The 22,393-nt window shown below is 48.1% G+C and carries 23 protein-coding genes; 14 read left to right on the top strand and 9 right to left on the bottom strand.

Features of this window, described 5'->3' with window-relative positions; translation table 11 throughout:
• Positions 1–47: 47 nt before the first annotated feature.
• The gene (locus FTU67_RS11010; protein WP_180061733.1) at positions 48–428 is read right to left on the bottom strand and encodes a hypothetical protein; all 381 of its coding nucleotides are present in this window, start codon (positions 426–428) and stop codon (positions 48–50) included.
• A gap of 103 nt (positions 429–531) precedes the next feature.
• On the opposite strand from FTU67_RS11010, the gene FTU67_RS11005 reads away from it, so the two are divergent.
• Both FTU67_RS11005 and ppa read left to right on the top strand, forming a co-directional pair.
• Positions 532–933, top strand: coding sequence for an MAPEG family protein (locus FTU67_RS11005; protein WP_005181530.1), 402 nt, complete (start codon positions 532–534; stop codon positions 931–933).
• 117 nt (positions 934–1,050) lie between these two features.
• Positions 1,051–1,575, top strand: a complete 525-nt coding sequence (gene ppa / locus FTU67_RS11000) for an inorganic diphosphatase (RefSeq protein ID WP_016659718.1) — start codon at positions 1,051–1,053, stop codon at positions 1,573–1,575.
• Between the two features lie 105 nt (positions 1,576–1,680).
• Here the strand turns inward: ppa and FTU67_RS10995 are convergent, their stop codons facing one another.
• Positions 1,681–2,982 (bottom strand): OprD family outer membrane porin, encoded by a 1,302-nt coding sequence (locus FTU67_RS10995; protein WP_180061732.1) that lies wholly within the window; start codon positions 2,980–2,982, stop codon positions 1,681–1,683.
• A 758-nt stretch (positions 2,983–3,740) separates the two neighbouring features.
• On the opposite strand from FTU67_RS10995, the gene FTU67_RS10990 reads away from it, so the two are divergent.
• Positions 3,741–4,502: a TorF family putative porin gene (locus tag FTU67_RS10990; RefSeq protein WP_180061731.1), complete on the top strand. Its 762-nt coding sequence runs from the start codon at positions 3,741–3,743 to the stop codon at positions 4,500–4,502.
• Between the two features lie 73 nt (positions 4,503–4,575).
• Here FTU67_RS10990 and FTU67_RS10985 read toward each other — a convergent pair whose 3' ends face one another.
• Both FTU67_RS10985 and FTU67_RS10980 read right to left on the bottom strand, forming a co-directional pair.
• Positions 4,576–6,066: a YifB family Mg chelatase-like AAA ATPase gene (locus FTU67_RS10985; RefSeq protein ID WP_075167834.1), complete on the bottom strand. Its 1,491-nt coding sequence runs from the start codon at positions 6,064–6,066 to the stop codon at positions 4,576–4,578.
• Positions 6,067–6,135: 69 nt separating this feature from the next.
• Positions 6,136–6,363 (bottom strand): accessory factor UbiK family protein, encoded by a 228-nt coding sequence (locus FTU67_RS10980; protein ID WP_005181545.1) that lies wholly within the window; start codon positions 6,361–6,363, stop codon positions 6,136–6,138.
• Between the two features lie 276 nt (positions 6,364–6,639).
• On the opposite strand from FTU67_RS10980, the gene glnK reads away from it, so the two are divergent.
• The 7 genes from glnK (at position 6,640) to FTU67_RS10945 (ending at position 12,785) form a co-directional block, all read left to right on the top strand.
• Positions 6,640–6,978: a P-II family nitrogen regulator gene (gene glnK, locus FTU67_RS10975; protein WP_004650081.1), complete on the top strand. Its 339-nt coding sequence runs from the start codon at positions 6,640–6,642 to the stop codon at positions 6,976–6,978.
• Between the two features lie 62 nt (positions 6,979–7,040).
• Positions 7,041–8,444 (top strand): ammonium transporter, encoded by a 1,404-nt coding sequence (locus FTU67_RS10970; protein ID WP_075174920.1) that lies wholly within the window; start codon positions 7,041–7,043, stop codon positions 8,442–8,444.
• A 139-nt stretch (positions 8,445–8,583) separates the two neighbouring features.
• Positions 8,584–9,042 carry a transcriptional regulator NrdR gene (gene nrdR / locus FTU67_RS10965; protein ID WP_005181550.1) on the top strand — a complete coding sequence of 153 codons (459 nt, stop codon included), beginning with the start codon at positions 8,584–8,586 and terminating at the stop codon, positions 9,040–9,042.
• Positions 9,043–9,065: 23 nt separating this feature from the next.
• The gene (gene ribD / locus FTU67_RS10960; RefSeq protein ID WP_180061730.1) at positions 9,066–10,154 is read left to right on the top strand and encodes a bifunctional diaminohydroxyphosphoribosylaminopyrimidine deaminase/5-amino-6-(5-phosphoribosylamino)uracil reductase RibD; all 1,089 of its coding nucleotides are present in this window, start codon (positions 9,066–9,068) and stop codon (positions 10,152–10,154) included.
• On the top strand, positions 10,151–11,440 hold the full coding sequence (locus tag FTU67_RS10955; protein ID WP_005181555.1) for a DNA adenine methylase: 1,290 nt from the start codon (positions 10,151–10,153) through the stop codon (positions 11,438–11,440). Before ribD ends, FTU67_RS10955 begins: the two co-directional genes overlap by 4 nt.
• Before the next feature lie 27 nt (positions 11,441–11,467).
• Positions 11,468–12,127, top strand: a complete 660-nt coding sequence (locus tag FTU67_RS10950) for a riboflavin synthase (RefSeq protein ID WP_005181557.1) — start codon at positions 11,468–11,470, stop codon at positions 12,125–12,127.
• Between the two features lie 112 nt (positions 12,128–12,239).
• Positions 12,240–12,785, top strand: a complete 546-nt coding sequence (locus FTU67_RS10945) for a VTT domain-containing protein (RefSeq protein ID WP_005181559.1) — start codon at positions 12,240–12,242, stop codon at positions 12,783–12,785.
• An 82-nt stretch (positions 12,786–12,867) separates the two neighbouring features.
• On the opposite strand, the gene FTU67_RS10940 is transcribed toward FTU67_RS10945, so the two are convergent.
• From FTU67_RS10940 to FTU67_RS10925, 4 genes are all read right to left on the bottom strand, one after another.
• Positions 12,868–13,086: a hypothetical protein gene (locus FTU67_RS10940; RefSeq protein ID WP_005181560.1), complete on the bottom strand. Its 219-nt coding sequence runs from the start codon at positions 13,084–13,086 to the stop codon at positions 12,868–12,870.
• A 208-nt stretch (positions 13,087–13,294) separates the two neighbouring features.
• Entirely contained in the window at positions 13,295–13,915 is a 621-nt protein-coding gene (locus FTU67_RS10935; RefSeq protein WP_016659708.1) for a hypothetical protein, read from the bottom strand.
• A gap of 23 nt (positions 13,916–13,938) precedes the next feature.
• Entirely contained in the window at positions 13,939–14,346 is a 408-nt protein-coding gene (locus FTU67_RS10930; protein WP_005181563.1) for a DNA polymerase III subunit chi, read from the bottom strand.
• Positions 14,339–15,787: a leucyl aminopeptidase gene (locus FTU67_RS10925; protein WP_180061729.1), complete on the bottom strand. Its 1,449-nt coding sequence runs from the start codon at positions 15,785–15,787 to the stop codon at positions 14,339–14,341. The genes FTU67_RS10930 and FTU67_RS10925 overlap by 8 nt, the downstream gene beginning before the upstream one ends.
• Positions 15,788–15,945: 158 nt before the next feature.
• On the opposite strand from FTU67_RS10925, the gene lptF reads away from it, so the two are divergent.
• The 4 genes from lptF (at position 15,946) to FTU67_RS10905 (ending at position 20,977) form a co-directional block, all read left to right on the top strand.
• Positions 15,946–17,046: an LPS export ABC transporter permease LptF gene (gene lptF, locus FTU67_RS10920; protein ID WP_005181567.1), complete on the top strand. Its 1,101-nt coding sequence runs from the start codon at positions 15,946–15,948 to the stop codon at positions 17,044–17,046.
• Position 17,047: 1 nt separating this feature from the next.
• On the top strand, positions 17,048–18,118 hold the full coding sequence (gene lptG / locus FTU67_RS10915; protein WP_005181568.1) for an LPS export ABC transporter permease LptG: 1,071 nt from the start codon (positions 17,048–17,050) through the stop codon (positions 18,116–18,118).
• A gap of 118 nt (positions 18,119–18,236) precedes the next feature.
• Positions 18,237–19,784 carry a 2,3-bisphosphoglycerate-independent phosphoglycerate mutase gene (gpmI, locus tag FTU67_RS10910; RefSeq protein ID WP_005181570.1) on the top strand — a complete coding sequence of 516 codons (1,548 nt, stop codon included), beginning with the start codon at positions 18,237–18,239 and terminating at the stop codon, positions 19,782–19,784.
• A gap of 23 nt (positions 19,785–19,807) precedes the next feature.
• Positions 19,808–20,977: a S41 family peptidase gene (locus FTU67_RS10905; protein WP_005181572.1), complete on the top strand. Its 1,170-nt coding sequence runs from the start codon at positions 19,808–19,810 to the stop codon at positions 20,975–20,977.
• A gap of 16 nt (positions 20,978–20,993) precedes the next feature.
• On the opposite strand, the gene FTU67_RS10900 is transcribed toward FTU67_RS10905, so the two are convergent.
• Positions 20,994–22,349: a sigma-54 dependent transcriptional regulator gene (locus FTU67_RS10900; protein WP_171526345.1), complete on the bottom strand. Its 1,356-nt coding sequence runs from the start codon at positions 22,347–22,349 to the stop codon at positions 20,994–20,996.
• Between the last annotated feature and the right edge of the window lie 44 nt (positions 22,350–22,393).

Genomic DNA, 22,393 nt, shown 5'->3' with positions numbered 1-22,393 from the left:
GAAAAAGCGCCGATTGATCGGCGCTTTTTTTATTTCTTTTGCGGGCTTTATTTTTTCATTAGCCAGCGGTCGAAGTAGGGACGTCCAACCCCCATCACCCCGAGGAAAATAAACATTGAGCCAAACTGACGGCTAAAACCGGAGGAATGGAAGCTGCCATAACTTAAAATATTATCAATCAGGCAATACACCAGAATTACGGTCATCCAGTGCCATAAAGGTAGACGTTTAATTCCCACAGCATACAGGGCCACCCACAGCACCACAAAGGTAAACAGGGTCGACCAGATATTCAGGTTGGAACAGATGACCGTTAATAAAAAGGCCACAATGGGAATCACAATTTTTAAGGCCCGATCGACTTGCAGCTGATGCTGGCGCTGTTTTTCAAGTACATCGAACATTTCTTTTTGATCAGGATTGACCATCATGAATCCTACACAATGAATAAAAACACCCTATTTAACAAAATTTATGCTTAAAACACCATGCTATGATAAAGTTTTGAAGAATTCCGATGAGAAAAAATAGATGCAAAGTATTAGTGGAATCGTCTATCTGATTCTAATCGCCTGCCTGTTGCCTTATTTATTTGCAGTAATTGCAAAAATGGCTGGCGGCTTTAAATCTGAAGATAATCAAAATCCACGTTCTTTTTTAGCCAATACTACCGGTCTGGCGGCGCGTGCCAATGCTGCCCAGCAAAACAGCTTTGAAAGTCTGCCGCTGTTTATTGCCGCCATTTTACTGGCCGAATATATGGTGATTCCGCAGTTTATTATTATGACCTTTGGCATTGCCTATCTGGTGTTTCGTCTGCTGTACGGGCTGTGTTATCTGGCCAACTGGGCGACGTTGCGCTCGATTATCTGGTTATTATCGTTACTTTGCCCGATCTGTTTATTGCTGCTGGTGATTAAACTGACCGCGTGATTGCACAGCAAAATATCTATTTTTATGTCATGAATGTATAATCGCGAAGTCATTAATAGCCGAAACCCGTTATAATTGACGCGGTTTAAAAAATTTAATTTGTGAAAGAGTGATGCCATGAGCTACAGCAATATCCCAGCGGGTAAAGATGCGCCAAATGATATCTATGTAATCATTGAAATTCCTGCCAATGCAGCGCCAATCAAATACGAAATTGATAAAGATTCTGATGCGTTATTTGTAGACCGTTTCATGGGTACTGCAATGTTCTACCCAGCAAACTACGGTTATGTACCAAATACTTTGTCTGAAGATGGTGACCCATTAGACGTATTGGTGGTAACACCACATCCGGTTGAACCAGGTTCAGTAATTCGTTGCCGCCCGGTCGGTAAATTGAACATGGAAGATGACGGTGGTATTGATGCGAAACTGATCGCGGTACCGCACGACAAATTGACTCCAATTTACAAAGACGTGAAAGAATATACCGATCTTCCACCGTTACTGATTCAACAGGTTGAACACTTCTTTGCCCACTATAAAGATTTAGAGCCAGGCAAATGGGTGAAATTGACCGGTTGGGAAGGCGCAGAGGTTGCCAAAGCTGAAGTATTAAAAGCGATTGAAGCTGCAAAATAATACGGCTTTTCCCCCCCCTCACTGATCTGTCTTGTTTAGTGAGGACGCCATAAAAAAAACCTGCACACTGTGCAGGTTTTTTTGATTTAGACCTTCGCTAGGAAATTAGAATAATTTCACTGGGATGTCTAGGAATAAACGCCATTCATTGGTGTCACCAATGTAGTTATTTTGGTAGTCATCACTTGCACGGTAATAAGAATGACGTACACGTAAGCTGGCATCTTTAGCAAAGCCAGATTGAACGGTGTATTTCACCTGGTTAAAGAATTCGCGCTCATGTTCATTATCACTGATCATGTTACCAACATTATCAGTAGCTTTAATATCCCAACCATAAACAAATGCACTGGTCCAGTTCAGGCCAGGAACACCGTATTGATCAAAGTTTAAAGAATATTGAAGCTGTACAGATTTCTCATCGTTACCAATAAAATCAGACAGGTAGGAGTTTGGCATATAAATGGTTTGACCACCATCTGCAATACCCGGACCCAGGTTATAGTCATAACCTGTATTACCTGTATTTTGCTGGTACGCCACCATGATGTTGTGTGGACCAGTGTTATAAGCAGTTGAAATCGCCCAGATCGAGTTCTGGAATTTATCATCAGCCGAGCCAATATGAGAATACAGGCGACCATTTGCTTCACGATCCCAATCAGTGTGGTAACCGCTAAAATCAAAGGTCAGGCTGCTTTGGTTTGCCAATGGAAGCTTATAGTTAACATTGGCATAGTGACGCTCTAAACGGTCTTTATTGTCTACACCAAAATACGCTGTATTCAGCTGATCATTCACCTGATAACGTGCACCCCACACAATGGCACGATCTAAATCATTTTGATCGGTGGCAATCTGGTCAGAGAACTGGTTTTTGGTAAATTTACCGGCAGTTAATTCCAGGCCATCAATTTCACGGCTCGTGGCTAAAACACCAGTGAAATATTCTGGAACTAAACGCGCCGTGTTGCTGGCCAATACCGGCAGGTCTAGAACTTGGGTACCGTAACGTACTTCAGTATTGGAAATACGTGCTTTGACATTGACACCACCACGAGCCCACTGGTCATATGGTTCGCCATTGTTGTCACGTGGAATCATATTGTTGGCTGAGTTGTTATTGCTGCCCAGTTTAAATGACCAGTCACCTACTGCACCCACACCCACGCCTACAGTGCCTTGGGTATAACCAGATTCAAGTTGAACAATTGCGGTTTGTGCATAAGAGCTTTGATCTTTTACACCGTTAGTTTTGTCACGGTGAATAAAACCAGTACGGAATAATACCGAGCCTTCTGCATCTTCAACAAAACCTTTAGCTTCGCTTTGCTCGCTGGCAACAGCTGTAGAAATTAAAGCAGCTTGTACCAGGACTGCTAATGTTAATTTTTTCGCGTTTAGCATTGGGAGAGAGCCTCATCCAGAATGTTATGTTTCAATTTGTTTAAAAAGAACCCAGAAACCGGAAGAATTTTATAGGGAATTTGTAAAAAAGATACCGTTTTATCCATTTTTCTTTGAGAAAAATGCAAACGCTAGCGTATACAGTTTCAATCCTTGCTCTTGTAAAACACCCTTCCTGGGTCATATTGCAGAAAATTTGCTTCTCAAAACAGGAAGGCAATTTTCGCGCTTTAATGTACTGTGTTTATACTTTTTATTCAAAAAATAATTTGTGATTATGCGGTTTTAGACAGTGTGAAGATGTGGAAAATTTGGCACTTTACAGGGAGTAAAACGTACATACAAGATTTATCTCGCTGAATTTTTTATGCATTTCGTTGAAGCTATGATTAGAACTATCTCATGAATCAGTGCATTTTAGTGGAATGCAAGATTGCACTTTTTTTAAGCAGCAAAAAGCTTTTGAATGATTAAGCGACTCAAAATAGCGCATGATGTAAGCAAATATAAATGATCTGGTTTATCTCCCAACGCAGCGAAAGGATCAGCACATCAGTGGGATTGAAAAAGTATCATGCTGTTCTTAAGTTTTTATCTGATATTAAAAGTTTATATAAAATAATAGGTTGAAACTAGTTAAAAGAAAATTGAAATTATTCTTTTTGAACAGATGCCAGTGTTGGCATAGGGATTGCTATCTCCTGTGTGAGTGAAACAAATACACAAAAGCATTGAAATATGCAGCAGGGGATCAAACAATGAAATTTTCTATCAAAACACTTTCACTGGCGCTTGTTGCCGTAACTGCCAGCTTCAGCGTGGCTGCAGCAGAAGACTCTTCGGCATCTGCTTTATCATTTAGCGGTACTGCAGCGCTGACTTCAGATTACCGTTTTCGTGGTCTGACCCAAACCTTTAATGATCCTGCGGTACAAGCCGGTTTCGCACTGTCACATGCGTCTGGTGTATATGCCGGGGTGTGGGGCTCGAATGTCGATTTCGGCGGTACGGCCCATTTAGAGCTGGACCCATATATCGGTTATGCCACAACCTTAGATGGATTTGTGAGCAAGCCATTACTGGATGTGGGCTTATGGTACTACGCTTATCCAAGTGAAAGTGATTTAAACTGGTTAGAAGCCTATGCAAAACTTGGCTTTAATGATGTGCTGGTCAAAGATGCCAGCTTGCTCACCGCAGTGAACTACAGCAATGACTTTTTAGGCGCAGATTTAGATGCCTGGTATTTCAATGCTACCTATAGCGTGCCTTTTGGTGCGACCGGTTTTGGTGGAGTGGCGGCTTTAGGCTATACCGTGGCAGATGAAGAGATTTTTGGTGATGATGACAGCTATGTGGACTGGAAATTGGGCGTAACTTATGCCTTTGCCGGTGTTGAAGGCTTAACTGCAGAACTGGCTGCGGTGGGTTCAGATATTGACTATGGTCCAGGAACACCCGATGCGGTTGAGCGTGGCGTAGAAACAGGTGCAGTCGTGACATTGACAAAGGCATTCTAATTTAAGGCTTCATATTGAAAAAATAGCCCATTTGAAATGGGCTATTTTTTTAGCTTGTTTTTAATGATGCGTTTTATGGGCTGGACTGCGCCCGATAAGACAGCGCTTCCGATAAATGAGCAGTTTGAATCTCGCTACTTTCGGCCAAATCGGCAATACTGCGCGCCACTCTTAAGACCCGATGATAGGCGCGAGCCGACAGGTTTAAGCGCTGCTGGGCCAGATCCATCATGTTCTGTGCTGGTGTGGCTAAGGCAGCAAACTGTTCCAGCTGTTTTGGACTTAAGTTCATATTCAGCATACCTTGGCGTTGCATTTGCCGTTCATAGGCCTGAATCACCCGCTGGCGAACCGTATCTGAGTTTTCCACCGCAGTTTTATCATGTAACTCATGGGCCTGTAATGGTGGTACATCAATATGCAAATCAATCCGGTCCAGGAGTGGGCCAGAAATGCGGTTCTGGTAGCGTTTAATACTTTCTGCGGAACATTGGCAGCGAATATCCTGATTAAATGCATAGCCACACGGGCAGGGGTTCATCGCGGCAATCAGCTGGAAACTGGCCGGAAAGGTAATCTGCCGCGATGCCCGGGAAATTACAATTTCCTTGGATTCCAAGGGCTGCCGCAATACTTCCAGCACTTTACGGTCAAACTCCGGCAGTTCATCTAAAAACAGCACACCTAAATGGGCCAGGGTAATTTCGCCCGGTTTTGGATGTGAGCCACCACCGACCAGCGCAATCGCTGAAGCGGTATGATGCGGGGCGCGAAATGGCCGCTGTCCAAAGCGATGCGGGGTATTGGCAATTGAATAAATACTGGCAACTTCAAGATTTTCCTGCATATTCAGGGGCGGCAAAATACTGGCCAGACGTGAGGCCAAGAGAGTCTTGCCTGTACCGGGTGGACCTTTAAAGAGCAAGGAATGGCCACCGGCAGCGGCAATTTCCAGGGCACGCCGAGGTCGCAGCTGTCCTTTGACATCCGCCAGGTCAAAAGCATAGCGTTCCAAGCGGGTTTCTGAGCTTGCTGCAAAAGGTTGTAGGGGCGCAGCCTGCGCCAGATGCTCACAGACCTGTTTCAGATGACTGGCCGCAAACACCTGAAAGTCGGGCAATTGTGCGGCTTCCTGTGCATTGGGTTCCGGTAATACCAGTTGATGGCCGGCCGCCTGACAGGCAATGGCAATACTTAAAGTGCCGGTGACCGGGCGTAACTGGCCATCCAGCGCCAGTTCACCAATAAATTCCAGGTTTTCTGCGGCCTGTTCGGGCAATTGTCCGGAAGCAATCAGAATGCCTAAGGCAATCGGTAAATCCAGACGTGAGCCATCTTTGGGTAAATCGGCCGGGGCCAGATTAATGGTCAAACGTTTGGTGGGAAACTGAAAACCACTGTTAATAATGGCCGAGCGAACCCGGTCTTTACTTTCACGGACCGCGGCTTCGGCCAGACCGACAATGGTTAAGGAGGGCAGACCCTGACTTAAATGGACTTCAACTTCAATGGACGGGGCATTCAGTCCAAGCAGACCCCGCGTATAAATTTTGGCAAAAGACATTGTTGTTATGTTCCGTTTTGGTGCGTTATTTTTGGTCGTTATGCGTCTTTTGTTGCACTAAGAAGGTGCTTATTCTTTGTTCAAAATCTTTTGTTCGAGTGCTTCTACCTGCTGCAGCAGTTCATTTAAACGAAGATTGGCATTATTCAGTGCAGTGCGCTGACGGTCCAGCTCTTCTTTGGACACCAGATCCATTTTGCTGACGGCTTCGCTTAGCAGGGCACGCAGGTTATGTTCTAAGTCTTTTTTCGGTTGATCGACCTGTTCTAAGATGGCCTGTAATAAGGTTTCTATCATCATAAATTCCATTCCAGTGGACTGAAAAGCGCAGTGTAGCATTGCTCTGGCCCAGACTATAGTGTTTCAGATGAAATATGGTTTTATTCGATGCCGGAGATCGTAAATCTCTACAGAAAAATGTTTATTTTTTGAAGATTGGTGCATGAGAAAGGTATAAAATAAGATATAAATAAATCACATGCCGTAACTTCTAATTTCCCCCGACCTTAGGAGTTTTGGCATGAAATTTGAACATAAAACCTTACTGGTGAAATAAGCCGAAGGAAAACACACATGAAGCTCGTAACTGCAATTGTAAAACCCTTTAAATTAGATGACGTGCGTGAAGCACTGTCAGAAATTGGTGTTCAAGGGATCACTGTCACTGAAGTCAAAGGCTTCGGTCGTCAGAAAGGTCATACTGAACTGTATCGTGGCGCAGAATATGTTGTTGATTTTCTACCAAAAGTGAAAATCGAAATCGCCATTAGTGATGAGATGGTGGATTCAGTGATTGAATCAATCACCCGTGTAGCAAGCACCGGCAAAATCGGTGACGGTAAAATTTTTGTGACGAATCTGGAACAGGTCATCCGTATTCGTACAGGTGAAACAGGTGCAGATGCTGTTTAAGTAATTGGCACGAAGTTTGCTGAGTACCTAATAACTCACAAAAACTAGGTTGGGGGATACGAATGAAAAAAATGCTACTTGCGCTCGGCCTGTCCGGCGCGCTTTTGGGTGGTTCTGTTACTTGGGCTGAAGAAGCCGTAACAGCGCCAACTCCTTCAGAACAAATCACAGTAAATGATACTGTGGAACCTGCGCTTATTGAATCAAGCGATATCATCACTACAGAAACTGCTTTACCTGAAGTGGCAGCGGCTGAAGAAGAAGCCGTGTTAGACACTGGTGATACCGCTTGGATTCTGGTCTCAACAGCACTTGTCCTACTTATGACCATTCCGGGCTTGGCCCTGTTCTATGGCGGTATGGTGCGCAAGAAAAACGTCCTCAGCACCATGGCGCACAGTTTTGTTGCGGCCGCAGTGGTCAGTCTGGTCTGGGTAATTATTGGCTATACCTTGGCCTTTGGCGAAGGCAATGCCTTTATTGGCAGCTTGGACAAGTTCATGCTGGCCGGTATTACCACCGATGCCTTGAGTGGCACCATTCCTGAAATTCTGTTTGTGATCTTCCAGATGACCTTTGCGATTATTACCGTGGCCATTATTAGCGGTTCGATTGCAGAGAGGATGAAATTTGGGGCCTTTGTTGCGTTCATTGCCATCTGGGTGGTGGTGGTCTATGCACCTATTACCCACTGGGTCTGGGGTGGCGGCTGGTTAGGCAACGACGGCGCGCTGGATTTCGCTGGTGGTACCGTGGTACACATTAACTCTGGTGTAGCCGGTCTGGTGGCTGCCTATATGCTGGGCAAACGTATGGGCTTGGGCCGTGAATCTATGGCACCGCACAATCTGACCTTAACTGTAGTAGGTGCGAGCTTGCTGTGGGTGGGCTGGTTTGGTTTCAACGGTGGTTCTGCGCTGGGCGCCAATGGTTCAGCAGGTTATGCTTTAGTGGTGACTCAAGTTGCCGCAGCTGCAGCCGCACTGGCCTGGTTAGTGACTGAAAAAGTGGTCCGTGGTAAAGCCTCTGTATTAGGCGGTGCTTCAGGTGCTGTGGCCGGTCTGGTGGTCATTACCCCGGCAGCAGGTTTTGTCACCGTCGGTGGTGCCTTAGCCATGGGGCTGATTGGTGGCGTGGTCTGCTTCTGGGGGATTACTGCACTGAAACGTGCCCTGAAAGCCGATGACTCTTTAGATGCCTTTGGCCTGCATGGCGTGGGTGGTATTGTAGGTGCAATTTTAACCGCCTTCTTTGCCAGCGAATTCATTATGGGCGATGCGGCACCTGCCAGCCTGATGGGTCAGCTGTGGGTGCAAGTGGAAGGTGTGATTGCCACCATTGTGTACTCTGCAGTATTAACCTTCATCATCCTGAAAGTGATTGATCTGGTAATTGGTATCCGTGTTGAATCTGATGATGAACGCATGGGTCTGGATTTAAGCCAGCATGGTGAACGGGTTGAATAATCTTTCAGCAGCATAATCAATATATTGTGTAAAACAGCCCAAAAGGGCTGTTTTTTTTCTATATATTGCGTAAAACTCTACAAAATCCTGTTTTTTTGCTACACTCTCAAATCAACTGGATTTGTTCAATTAAACCACTATGCATTGTCCATTTTGCAACGCCGCAGACAGTAAAGTGATTGATTCACGGCTGGCAGCTGAAGGCTGTCAAATTCGCCGACGTCGTGAATGTATTAGCTGTGGTGAACGTTTTACCACCTTTGAAAGTTATGAAGTGGTGATGCCACGCGTCATTAAATCGGACGGTAAAAATGAGCCCTTTGATGAAGCCAAACTGCGCCGTTCATTGATGCATGCCTTGCAAAAACGTCCCGTGACTCAGGAACAGATTGAAACGGTACTCAGTGATATCCAGCTGCAAATCCGCCGTCTGGGCGAACGTGATGTTAAATCACGCACCATCGGGGAAATTGTCATGCAGTCTTTATTCTCGCTGGATCATGTGGCCTATGTGCGTTTTGCTTCGGTGTATCAGGACTTTCAGGATGTGGAAGCCTTCCGCCGTCAAATTGAACAAATGCAGCAACGTGAATACTAAGCTCAACGCGCAAGAGTGGTGACATGTCCGAGTTAACTCAAGACCAAATCTGGATGCAGTGTGCCATTGAACTGGCACGACTCGGACAGTACTCGACCAAACCGAATCCGAATGTGGGCTGTGTGCTGGTTAAAGACGGACAGCTGGTGGGTGAGGGCTATCATCCGCGTGCCGGACAGCCACATGCCGAAGTATTTGCCTTACGTGATGCCGGCGATGCCGCCCGCGGTGCAACCGCTTACGTGACTCTGGAACCTTGTGCGCATTATGGACGTACCCCGCCTTGTGCCAAAGGTCTGGTCGAAGCCGGTGTGGCCAGAGTGGTGGTGGCCTGTCCTGATCCGAATCCGCTGGTGGCTGGTAAAGGCGTGCAGATTCTGCGCGATGCCGGAATTCAGGTGGAGGTAGGCGTGCTGGAACAGCAGGCGCATCAGCTGAATCTGGGCTTTTTAAAAGCCATGGCCACGGGTCAGCCTTATGTCCGCTTAAAAGTGGCGTCAAGTCTGGATGGCCGTACTGCCATGGCCTCCGGTGAATCGAAATGGATTACCGGCAATCCGGCCCGTCTGGATGTGCAGCACTGGCGCGCAATTTCAGCAGTGGTGATTACCGGGATTGAAACCGTACTGGCCGATGACTGTCAGCTCAATGTCCGCCAGCTGGCGATACATCAGGACATCAGCAGCATTGCCCAGCCGAAACGGCTGGTGCTGGACCGTCAGGGACGCTTGCCCTTAACCGCCAAGCTGCTCGAGCAGCCGGACAGTGTGATGGTGATGGGTCCGTATCGGGCCGAGCTTGAGGCGCTGGGCGTGATCCAGCTCGAGGTTCAGCCTTTGGATCAACTACTTCGAACTTTGGTGCAGCAGTATCAGCTGTATGATGTGCTGATTGAAGCCGGTGCGACACTATCGACCGCCTTTTTACAGCAGCAACTGGTCGACGAAGTGATCAGTTATGTGGCTCCGACCCTGTTAGGCCGGTCTGCACGTGCCATGTTTCAGGCAGAATTTGAGCGTATGGCACAACAACTTCGATTTAAACTTTGCGACGTCACTCAATTCGGTGATGATGTGCGCTTAAGGTTAACCCCTTCTCAAGAGACGTTATGAATTCAGAGTCTACGGTTTATCACAAACGTCGTCACGCCGCACGTACGACAGATGAATATCTTTTCCATCAGCTGGTTCCTTATCTGGGGAATAAACGTCGTCTGTTACATCTGATTCTGGAAGCGCTGGAGCAGACCGGCACCCTGAACAAAGGCGGCCGCGCGCCGATCTTCGCCGACTTTTTCGCCGGTTCAGGCGTGGTTTCGCGCTTGGCCCGACAAAATGGCTATCGGGTAATTGCCAATGACTGGGAACCGTATAGCCATGCGCTGAATCATGCGATTTTGGCCTGTGTAGAAGCGCCGGCATTTAAAGAGCTGGGCGGTTATCAGAAAGCAATTGATTATTTAAACCGTTTGCCAGAAGTCAAAGGCTGGGTCACGCATAACCTGTGCCCACGCAATGATGAAATTTATGATCCGACCCGCGACCGTTTATTCTTTAAACGCCGTAACGGGATGCGTATTGATGCCATCCGCCAGCAGATTGCCACCTGGCAGGCGCAAGGCGCGATTGATGATGTCGAGATGAGCGCGCTGCTGGCGCCTTTGCTGTATTCGGCCAGTTTTGTCAGCAACACCTCCGGGGTCTTTAAAAGTTTCCATCATGGCTGGGGCGGTAAAACCCAGACTGCACTGGAACGGATTGAATCTTTACTGTGGTTAACTCCAAGCCGCTTCTGTGAAATTGGTGATCCGAAACGTCCGGCTGCCGAAATGTGGTGTGTTGATGCCCAGCATCTGGCCAACCAGATGAGCGGTTTTGAAGTGGATGTGGCGTATTTAGATCCGCCGTATAACCAGCATGCTTATAGCAGTAACTATCATGTGTTAAATGCCTTAACCTTGTGGGATCAGGTCGATTTACCAACGCCAGATACCAAAGGCTTTAAGAGCGGCATTGACCGTGCCTGGCGTAAAGAGCGTCCGAGTCCGTATAACTCGTCCAAGCACGCCAAAGAAGCGTATGAGAAGCTGTTAGAGACCATTAATGCACGGTATATCCTGACCAGTTACTCCACCGATGGCAATATCAGTGCAGTGGATTTGTTGCAGGCCAATTTAAAACGTGGCCGGGTCAGCCTGTTAACCCAGGATGTACCACGTTACCGGGTCAGCAAGCAGCGTCAGTCTGAACGCGCACGGGTACTGGAGTTTATTGTGATTACCGATACCCACGCCAAATCTGGCCCGCCAATCCGGCAGTTGCTGGGGCAGTTGCATCACTTTGCCGAGCTGGGCGGGGTCGATACCAGCGGTGTTAGCACCCAACTGGCCTTGTGGTAAGCACTAGAGACAATAAGAGAAAAGACTATGTTTACAGGAATTATTGAAAGCGTGGGCAAAGTGGACAGCCTGCAAAGTGTCGGTGGTGATGTCCGCCTGCGTATTCAAACCGATCTGGATATGTCCGATGTGCATCTGGGGGATTCGATTGCCACCAACGGCATCTGCCTGACCGTGATTGAGTGGGGCGATAACTGGTACGCGGCCGATGTGTCACGGGAAAGTTTAAACCGGACTACCTTAGGTAACTGGAAAGTTGGCCAGCCGGTGAATGTGGAAAAAGCCATGTTACCGACCACCCGTTTTGGCGGGCATATTGTTAGTGGCCATGTCGATGCGGTCGGTGAAATTACCTTGGTGCGTGAAGATGCGCGTTCTTTATATTTTGAAGTGACTGCACCGGCTGAAATTGCCAAATATCTGGCCGAAAAAGGTTCGGTGACTGTAGATGGCATCAGCCTGACCATTAACCATTTACGTGGCAGTGTAATCAGCCTGAACCTGATTCCGCATACCGCAGAGCGTACCAATATTGGTACCTGGAAAACTGGCAGCAAAGTCAATCTGGAAGTGGATGTTTTGGCGCGTTATATCGAGCGTTTACTGCTCGGTGAAAAAGCCGCAGAAACCACGGCACAGTCAAAAATCAGCATGGACTTTCTGGCCGAAAATGGCTTCTTAAAATAAGTCCTGACGCTGCTGTACAGAACAGTCTGATTGAAAAAATTAGACTGTTTTTTTATTTTTAGCGATAATTCAGGCTGCGCGAAACAGAGTAACTTACGTTGGTTAAGTGTAGATGATTGATTTTTTGCTAAATTTTGAACAGTGGCTGCCTGTGTTGCTCAACAACTATGGGGTCTGGATTTATGCAATTTTATTTTTAATTATCTTTGCGGAAACCGGTTCGGTATTTATGTTTTTTCTGCCGGGAGACAGTCTGCTGATTGCCATTGGCGCCTTATGTTCAACCACCGACGTGGTGCATTTGCACTATATGGCGATTTTGCTGTGCCTGGCCTCCATTCTTGGCTATAGCGTGAATTACTATACCGGCAAGGTCTTGGGGCTGAAGTTTTTTAATGACCATTCGCGCTATTTCAAACCGGAATATATCGTCAAAACCAACCGCTATTTTATGAAGCATGGCGGTAAAACTATTCTTATTGCCCGATTTATTCCTTTTGTCCGTTCTTTCGCGCCGTTTGCCGCCGGTTCCGGACATATGCCCATCGCCAGCTTTACGGCCTATAACATTGCCGGTGGCATTATCTGGATTGTGTCTTTATTGGCCATCGGTTACGGTCTGGGCAATATCCTGTCGTGGCTGGGTCATATTTTTTAATATAAACAGTGCTGAAAAACCGCACGTACAAAAAAGCCCACGCGGGGTGGACTTTTATCTTGCGGGGAGAAATTCGCTGACCTTAGTGCTTGATCACTGTGACGGAAGTGCCGCCTAAACGTGGACTGGCTTCTGCAACCGGTGCCAAAGAAAATGTACCCTTTTCAGCTTCTTTGGTCAGGTAAATATAAAGCGACTGGAAATCTGCACGGCTGATTAATAAATCCTGAGCAGTAATATGCCATTGTTCACCACTATGCAGATGGTCAATTTTGCTCGATATTTGTGTCAAGATACCCATTTTAAACCCTAATTATAAAAATAATTTTTACTTTAAAAGGCAGCAGTACTGCTGTTTAAAGTATGACTATCTTGTGACAAAAATATTTCACTTTCATGACATGCGGGCGAGAAATTCTGCCTCACACCCGATTGATCTTTCAGATGGGCCGGTTTAAATCTGCATTTACTGACACCGTACCGGGTTTTTCACGCCAGAAGGCCGACATTTAGGCCTCTTTGGAAAATTGGGAATGTTTTAAAATATATTCAATTTCTTCCTGGGCAGCGGCTTGTAGCTGGCTGCGGAACTGTTGTACTGCTTCTTCAATCCGGGTTTCGGCTTCCAGTTCCAGACGTACCCGGACACTGTCGAGTTCCGACAGAATCTGTTCATCGGCAATACGCACGCCTTTGGCAAAATTGAAACTACCATTTTCCGGATTTTTTTGATAACGCGCAGTGTAGTCCAGAATCTCCTGATCCAGCTGGGTGCGTAAACTGGCCAGGGTTTCGGTCTGCGCGGCAAACTGTTGCAGTTCATCCTGATACAGAGCCTGCGCATACGCGGCCTGATCGGCGCGTTGTTGGGCCAGACGTTGCTCCAGCATCTGCTGGCGGCGAATACGCGCTTCTTCAATTAACTGGATTTTCAGTTCGGCATAGGCCTGATCAATTTTCTGAAAGGACTGTTGCTGTTGCTGCTGATCGTACTCTACCCAGCGTTTGAGGTCGCTGTCCGGTTGCAGTACCTCACTAATCCGATGCAGGTCATCAATAAAGGTCTGACGCACAGCTTCAGGCGCAGTTAACCAGCGCTGTTTAAAATCTGGACCAACATTTAATGCCACGCTGCATCTCCTTTGGGGTGGTTCTATAATTTGTGGGTTTGCGGCTCAATACCTAAACGACGATATTGTTTATATTTTTCCCGGCCAAGCTGTTTGGCGGTTTCATGATTTTCAATGATTTCGATAATGTGACTAAATTTGGCGAACTGTTCAAGAGCCTGTTCGTTAAAATTAAACACAATCCAATCATTTTCAGTTGGCAACTGCGCTGAAATACAGACCTGTGCCGTAGGCTCATCAATACCATGCGGAATAAAACTGCCGGCATCAAAGCTCCACAGCCGTTCATCCAGCGCCCGTTGCAATGCCGGGTCTGCGCTATACAGCCAGATGCGCTGTGGTTCACGCAGGATTTTCCGGCATAAACGGCAAGTGCTGTCCACTTGCCGTTCAGGACTTTTTTCAAACAGATAAAAGCTGACTTTAGCCATGCTGCTCTGCACGGTTGGCCAGGAATTGCATCAGTAGCGGTACCGGACGGCCTGTGGCACCTTTATGGGTTCCTGAATTCCAGGCAGTGCCGGCAATATCCAGATGCGCCCAGCGATAGTCACGAGTAAAGCGTTGCAGGAAGCAGGCTGCAGTCACAGAACCGGCTTTTGGACCACCAATATTGCCAATATCGGCAAAAGGTGAATCTAATTGTTCCTGATAGTCATCAATCACCGGCATACGCCATACGCGGTCAAAACTCTGCTGGCCGGCCTGGGTCAGTTCCTGTGCCAGTTCATCATCTGGTGTGAACAGACCGGTTAACACCGAACCGAGCGCAATCACACAGGCACCGGTTAAGGTCGCCACGTCAATGACCAGTGCCGGGTTAAAACGCTGGATATAGGTCAGGGCATCACACAGCACCAGACGGCCTTCGGCATCGGTGTTCAGGATTTCGACAGTCTGACCGCTCATGGTGGTGACAATATCGCCCGGACGGGTGGCTTTGCCCGATGGCATATTTTCCGCTGCGGCAATGGCTGCCACCACATGAATCGGCAAGCGTGATTCACACAGCGCACGTACGGTCCCCAAGACTGAGGCTGCACCGCACATATCGAATTTCATTTCGTCCATGCCAGCACCCGGTTTCAGGGAAATACCGCCGGTATCAAAGGTAATACCCTTACCGACCAGTACAATAGGTGCCTGCTCAAGATTGGCCTTGTATTCCAGGGTAATCATGCGGCCCGGACGCTCGGAACCCTTGCTGACCGCAAGGAACGCACCCATGCCCAGGTCAGCCATATGCTGTTCATTCAGCACGGTTACTTTGAGTAAATCCGGGAATTCTTCTGCCAGTGCCAGTGCCTGATCAGCCAGATATTCCGGGAAGCAGATGTTCCCCGGACGGTTGCCTAAATTGCGGGCAAAATTCTGACCAGTATGTACCGCTTCAATAAATTTCAGCTGATGGGCAGTTAACGGGCTTTGTGTGGCAATCAATTGAATCTGCTCTAATACAAATTCATTCTTTTTGGTTTTAAATTCATCAAAACCGTAGGCGGCCTGGGTCAGGCTCAAGGCAAAAATATAATGCAGTTCTTGTGGCAGGACTGATAGATCTACCGCAATACTGCTAAATTTCTTCTGTGCAGTTTTTACAATGGTTTGCGCCAGTTTGGCCAGTTTAGCCGGCTGTAATTCGCTGCTTGAACCAAGGCCAATCAGCTGGCTGAATGCCGGCAAGTTGTCCTGTGCTGTCAGGCTTAAGCTTTCATTAAAGCCGGATTTAAATTGTACGGCCTGGGTGATGCTATCTAAATTTTTGATTTTATAGTGATCTGCGGTTGTACGAAGGGTATTGGCATCGACCAGAATAAATAAAGCAGCTGCGGTGACATTGTCTTGGTATGTCGGATGAATCGTCAGTTTCATATGCGTTATATAGGCCTTTTAAAATTTTAAAACCATTAAACCATTGAAACATTTTCATGAATAGAGTTTCAATGTGAAACAACAGTATAGGTTTTATATTTTCAACATTCGGGTAAACTATCGCTAGTTTTATTCCCTCGTTTTCTGGAAGCATTAATTTGATTATTCGGCGTTATCTGGTCAAGCAAGTTGTGTCGACATCCTTGGTTGTGATTGCCTTATTGACCTTGATCATGATGGGTGGCCGGCTGATCAAGTATTTTGGCGTTGCCGCGCAGGGGCGTCTGGATGCGGGGATTCTGTTTAGCATTATTGGCTACCGTCTGCCGGAATTTTTAACCCTGATTTTGCCACTGGGCTTTTTTATTGGCCTGATGCTGGTGTTTGGCCGGCTTTATGTCGATCATGAAATGGCAGTGTTAAATGGCAGCGGTGTCAGTCGTAACCAACTGGCACGTTTATTAGTCCCGATGACGGTGGTATTTCTGGCGGTGCAGGCCATGCTGATGGTTTGGGCAGCACCGTGGGGGATTCGCCAGTTTGAAGAATTGACCACCAATCAGGCGGTCCGTACCGGTTTCGATCTGGTGCGGCCAAAAGAGTTTATTTCTTCGGGGCCCTATACCATTTATGCCGGCGACCTGTCAGAAGACCGGCGTAATCTGAAAGATATTTTCTTCTACCAGCGTGCTGACCGTCCGGGCAAACCGGATATCATGATTCTGGCCAAAGAGGCGACCCGGATTGAACTGTCCAATGATCCGGCCAATGTGGTCGATCTGGTCGAAGGGCGCCGTTATGAAATTTATCCGGATCGTCCGCAGTATTCTCAGGCTGAATTTGCCAGCTATCGTTTGCGTCTGGAAAGTGATCAGGAAGCCAAATTCCAGAGCACCGAAGTGGAAGCCCTGCCAATCGGGCAATTGTGGGATAACCGTCAGGACCCGGTGGTGGCCAGTGAGCTGGGCTGGCGCATCTTCGTACCGTTTTCAATTCTGGTGGCGCTGCTGCTGGCGGTGGCTTTATCAGAAGTCAGTCCGCGTCAGGGACGTTATTTAAAACTGTTTCCGGCCCTGCTGATTTTTGCCAGCCTGATTGTGGCGCTAATGGCGGTCAAAACCCGGATCAGTAAAGAAGAAATGGGTATCTGGGCCTATCCGCTGGTGCTGATGGTCTATGCCATTGCGGCGGCGCTGTTCTCGCGTAAACAGAAACTGGCACCCAAAATCAAGAAACAGATTCAGCGAGTGAGGTCTTAATATGTTCGCACGTCGTATAGTGGCCAAGCATGTGACCAAAACGACCGCACTGGCGATGTTGGGGGCAACCGCGGTGTTGTCCGGCTTACAGGTATTATTTACCTATCTGGGTGAACTCGGTTCCCTAAAAGAAGGCTATGGCGCGCTGGATGCCTTATGGCATGTGCTCTGGGGTGCGCCCGGTTATCTGTATGAAATTCTCCCGATTGCCGCATTAATTGGCGCGGTGCTGGGTCTGGGTACACTGGCCTCAAACAGTGAGTTGATTGTGATGCGTGCCGCCGGTATCAGCCTGTGGCGGATTGTCGGCTGGGTGGTGCGTTCGGCACTCATTCTGGTGGTGCTGTCTTTTGCCTTAAGTGAATGGGTGATTCCCTATACCAATGAGCGCGCAGAAAGCGTCAAGAAACATCGTAGCGTGGCTGAACTCGGTGAAGTCAAAGGCTACTGGACCCGTGAAGGGCAGCGCTTTATTTATATTGACTATGCCAACTCGCAGGGCACACTGAAGAATATTCAGGTCATCGACTTCGATGATAACTTCCGCTTACGCGGTACCTTAAATGCCGAGCAGGGCCAGTTTGTCGAAGATGGCGCCTGGTCACTGCAAAACAGCCGCCAAATGGACATTCTGCCAGAGGGCAATGCTATTGCTGATCAGCAGGCCACGCAGCCTTTATCGCTGGCCTTGCAACCAAAATATGTACACATGGTCACCATCGACCCGGAAGATTTATCACCCAGTCAGCTGGTCAGTTTCATGAGCTATATGCATGAGTACAGTCAGGTGCCGAAAAGCTATCAGCTGGCTTTCTGGCAAAAAGTTGGTTCTCCATTTGCCCTGATTGCGCTGGTGCTGATTGCCTGTTCCTTTATTTTTGGACCGCTGCGCCAGCAGTCGATGGGTTTCCGTCTGGTGATTGCCTTGTTTGTCGGCCTGGGCTTCTTCTATTTACAGGATTTCCTCGGTTATGCCAGCCTGATTTATGCGCCATCTCCGGCCTGGTTTGTGTTTATCCCGATTATTCTGATGTTTGTGGTGGGTGGTTATCTGCTGCAACGCGCCCGATAAGCCGGCAATTGAACAAAACGATAGTGTGGCACGGTTGAAACCATCAGCCGTGCATGGTGTCCGAACTGAAAATTCGGTAAGATATGCGATTAATTTGTAGACTAAAAGAGTGTGAACTATGACGGATGCAACTGCAGGCAAAATCCCTCACGTACTGGTCATTATGGATGGTATTGGGCATCGTGAAGCTGTTGAGGACAATGCGTTCCTGGCGGCACAACGTCCAAATTTGACCGCTATGCAGGAAAAGCATCCGCATGGGTTGATTTCAGGTTCAGGTGAAGATGTGGGCCTGCCAGATGGTCAGATGGGTAACTCCGAAGTGGGCCATATGAACCTGGGTGCCGGCCGTGTGCTATATCAGGACTTTACCCGCATTACCAAAGATATCCGTACCGGTGCTTTCTTTGAACATGAAGTGCTGGTCGATGCAGTCGAGAAAGCCAAAGCTGCGGGCGGTGCCGTGCACTTAATGGGCCTGCTGTCGGAAGGTGGCGTGCACTCACATGAAGACCATATTGTGGCAATGGCGGAGCTGGCGCTGAAACGTGGTGCAACTGTTTATTTACACGCATTTCTGGATGGCCGTGATACTCCGCCAAAAAGTGCGCAGCCCTCTTTGCAAAAACTGGATGCCCTGTTTGCCCAATATCCAGGCCAAGGCCGGATTGCCAGCATGATCGGCCGTTATTTTGCCATGGACCGCGACAATCGTTGGGATCGTGTAGAACAGGCTTATCGTCTGTTAACAGAAGGTGAAGCAGTCCGTACTGCAGCAACCGCCGTAGCTGGTCTGGACGCAGCTTATGCAGCCGATGAAAGCGATGAATTTGTTAAAGCTACCCGTATTGGTGAGGTTGCGGCAATTCAGGATGGCGACAGCGTGGTGTTCATGAACTTCCGTGCAGACCGTGCCCGTGAACTGACCAAAGCCTTTGTGGAAACCGACTTTGCCGGTTTTGAGCGTAAAGTGGTGCCGCAGCTGGCCAAGTTTGTGATGCTGACCCGTTATCAGGCCACCATTGATGCACCTGTGGCTTATATGCCAGAAGCACTGAAAAACTCGCTCGGTGAATATCTGTCAGACCTGGGTAAAACCCAGCTGCGTATTGCCGAAACCGAAAAATATGCACACGTGACCTTCTTCTTTAGTGGCGGCCGTGAAGATGAATATCCGGGCGAAAAGCGCATTCTGATTCCATCACCAAATGTAGCGACTTATGATCTCAAGCCAGAAATGAGCGCGTATGAAGTAACGGATGAGCTGGTCGCAGCGATCAATTCAGGTGAATATGACTTGTTGGTGGTCAACTATGCCAATGGCGATATGGTGGGTCATACCGGTGTATTTGATGCAGCGGTGAAAGCGGTAGAAGCAGTGGATACCTGTCTGGGCCGTGTGTATGAAGCTGTAATGGCCAAGCAGGGTCATATGCTGATTACTGCTGATCATGGTAATGTCGAGCAGATGCAGGACTATGACAGTGGTCAGGTTCATACCCAGCATACCACCGAGCTGGTGCCGTTTATTTATGCTGGCCCGACCCAGGCGGTGATTGCAGAAGGTGGTGTTCTGGCCGATGTAGCACCGACTTTATTAAGTCTGATGCAACTGCCAATTCCTGCAGAAATGCAAGGGCGTAATTTAATTACCCTGACTCCATAAACTGCCAACAGATAGGTGAAAGGATGGTTCCACACTGGAAACGCATGCTTGTTGCAACAACATTGATGATGTGTGTGAACCTGCCTGTCTGGGCGGCAGAAGATCAAGATCCGCTGGCACTAGAAGAAACCACTGAGCAGGACTATGTGGAAGTGCCGGTCGAATCGATCCAGCAGTTTGTCAAAATTTATGGGCTGGTCAAAGCCAATTATGTCACGGAAAAAAGTGACGAAGCTTTGTTTGCTCAAGCCATTCAAGGTCTGGTTTCCGGACTGGACCAGTATTCGCGTTATCTGAATGCCGAAGATTACCGTGCCTTGGTGCAATATACCGAAGGCGATCTGGCCTCGGTCGATTTTAATTTACGTTACGATGCCCAGCAGCATCAATGGCAGATTCATAATTTAAGACCCGATGCCGACTCGGCCAAACAAGGCCTGCGTAATGGTATTTCGGTTTTTAAAATCGACAATCAGGAACTGCAAAAGCTCAATCAGGATCAGGTCAATGCCTTGTTGATGGGCGCGGTTGGCTCTAATATCACCTTGCAACTGACCGCAAGCGCGCAGCCGATTCGTCTGGTACGCAACAGAAAAGTCGAAACCGATATTCAGGCGCAGATGCTGAGTAATCAGGTGTTACTGATTAAAGTCAAAGTCTTCCAGCAAGATACTGCCAATGAAATCAAGGAACTGATCGAACAGTACAGCACACCACGGCTAAAGGCGGTACTGTTTGACCTACGCAATAATCCGGGTGGTTTACTGTCCTCGGCGGTTGAATCAGCCGATCTGTTCTTGAATCAGGGCGTAATTGTTTCTACCAAAAGCCGCGCTGAAGGCGACCAGCAATTTCAGGCTTTACCGAGTTTTGAATTTCAGAACCTGAAAGTCGGTGTGCTGATTAACCAGCGTTCGGCCTCGGCTGCAGAAGTGTTTACTGCCGCCTTAAAAGATCATGGCCGTGCCTGGGTGATTGGTGAAAAAAGTTATGGCAAAGGGGTGGTACAGAAGCTGTTTCCGCTGTCAGATGGCACCGCCTTACAAATGACGGTTTCTCACTATTACACCCCGCAAGGCAAAATGATTGAAGGGGTCGGGATTGAACCGAACCAGCGCTATGCACTGCAACAGGATATGAAAGAAGACAATTATCTGGACCATGTTGCAGAGCTGCTGTTAAGTCATAAATAGGCGCAGGGTTCGCACCTTATTCATCGGTATCCAGTCCGAATTTCTTTAGTCGATAACGCAGGGAACGAAACGACATCCCCAGTTTTTTCGCAGCCAGGGTCCGGTTCCAATGGGTCAGATTCAGTGCATTCAGCAAAATCTCTTTTTCGATTTTCTCCAGAAACAGCTCCAGTCCTTCTTCCGGCAGTTTACGCGGAGCAGCGGGCAGGGCATCAGCTGTAACCGGTGTTGCCGGGTCAGCTTCTGGCTCGGCCAGCGGTGCCATTTTGCGTAAGGGTGCGGTCTGCAGATGTGGCAGATCAATCACATCATCATCACTCAAGGTCATGGCGCGTTCAATGATATTGCGTAGCTCACGCACATTACCCGGATAATACTGTTCCAGCAAAAACTGCTGGGCACGTTCTGACAGGGTTTTGCTGTGTATATCCCATTCCTGGGCAATTTTCTGAATAAAATGCTGGGCCAGCAATAAAATATCCTGACCACGCTCACGTAGCGGTGGCAACACAATATCCATCACATGAATCCGGAAGAACAGATCCTGACGGAACCGGCCTTGCTGGACTAACGCTTCCAGGTCCTGATGGCTGGCACTAATAATCCGGAAATCAACATCAATTTCCGTATCGGAACCGACCGGACGAATCCGTTTTTCCTGCACCGCGCGCAGCAGTTTTACCTGCATATTGAGCGGCAGTTCGGCAATTTCATCCAGGAACAGGCTACCGCCGTGTGCCGATTGAATCAGACCCTGTTTGTCCTGCGCTGCACCGGTAAAGCTGCCTTTTTTATGGCCGAAGAATTCGCTTTCCATCAAATCGCCCGGAATCGCGCCACAGTTAATGGCAATAAAAGGCCCGTCACTGCGGTTGCTGAGGCGATGCACCAGATTGGCCACCACTTCTTTCCCGGTGCCTGATTCACCGCTAATAAACACCGGTGCCTGCGAGCGGGCAATTTTTTTCAGGGTGGTGCGTAGTTGCTGAATTGGCAGAGATTGCCCGATCAGCATCCGCTGTTCCAGCTGGTCCGCTTCCTGGCTATGTGCTTTAAACAGCGGCTGATTCAGTGCTTTTTCCAGCAATTGTTCGAGGTGTTTCTGGTTAATCGGTTTGCTGACAAAATCAAAGGCTCCGGCTTTGAGCGCGGCAATGGCAATTTCCATATTGCCATAGGCCGTCAGCACCGCAACCGGCAGCTGCGGAAAATGCTGGGCAATCAGCTCGACCAGTTGCAGGCCATTTCCATCAGGCAAATTCAGATCGGTGATGCAAGCATCATAGTGATGACTGGACAGCAACTGCCGTGCCTGCTCCAGCCGGTGTGCCACGTGTGTTTGAATCCCCATGCGCGCCAATGTCATTTGCATGAGCGTGCATAAATCTTCCTCGTCATCGACGAAGAGAACGAGTG

Source organism: Acinetobacter sp. YH12132, assembly GCF_013418645.1.
Lineage (GTDB): Bacteria > Pseudomonadota > Gammaproteobacteria > Pseudomonadales > Moraxellaceae > Acinetobacter > Acinetobacter indicus.
This window is presented reverse-complemented; position numbering and strand designations above follow the sequence as displayed.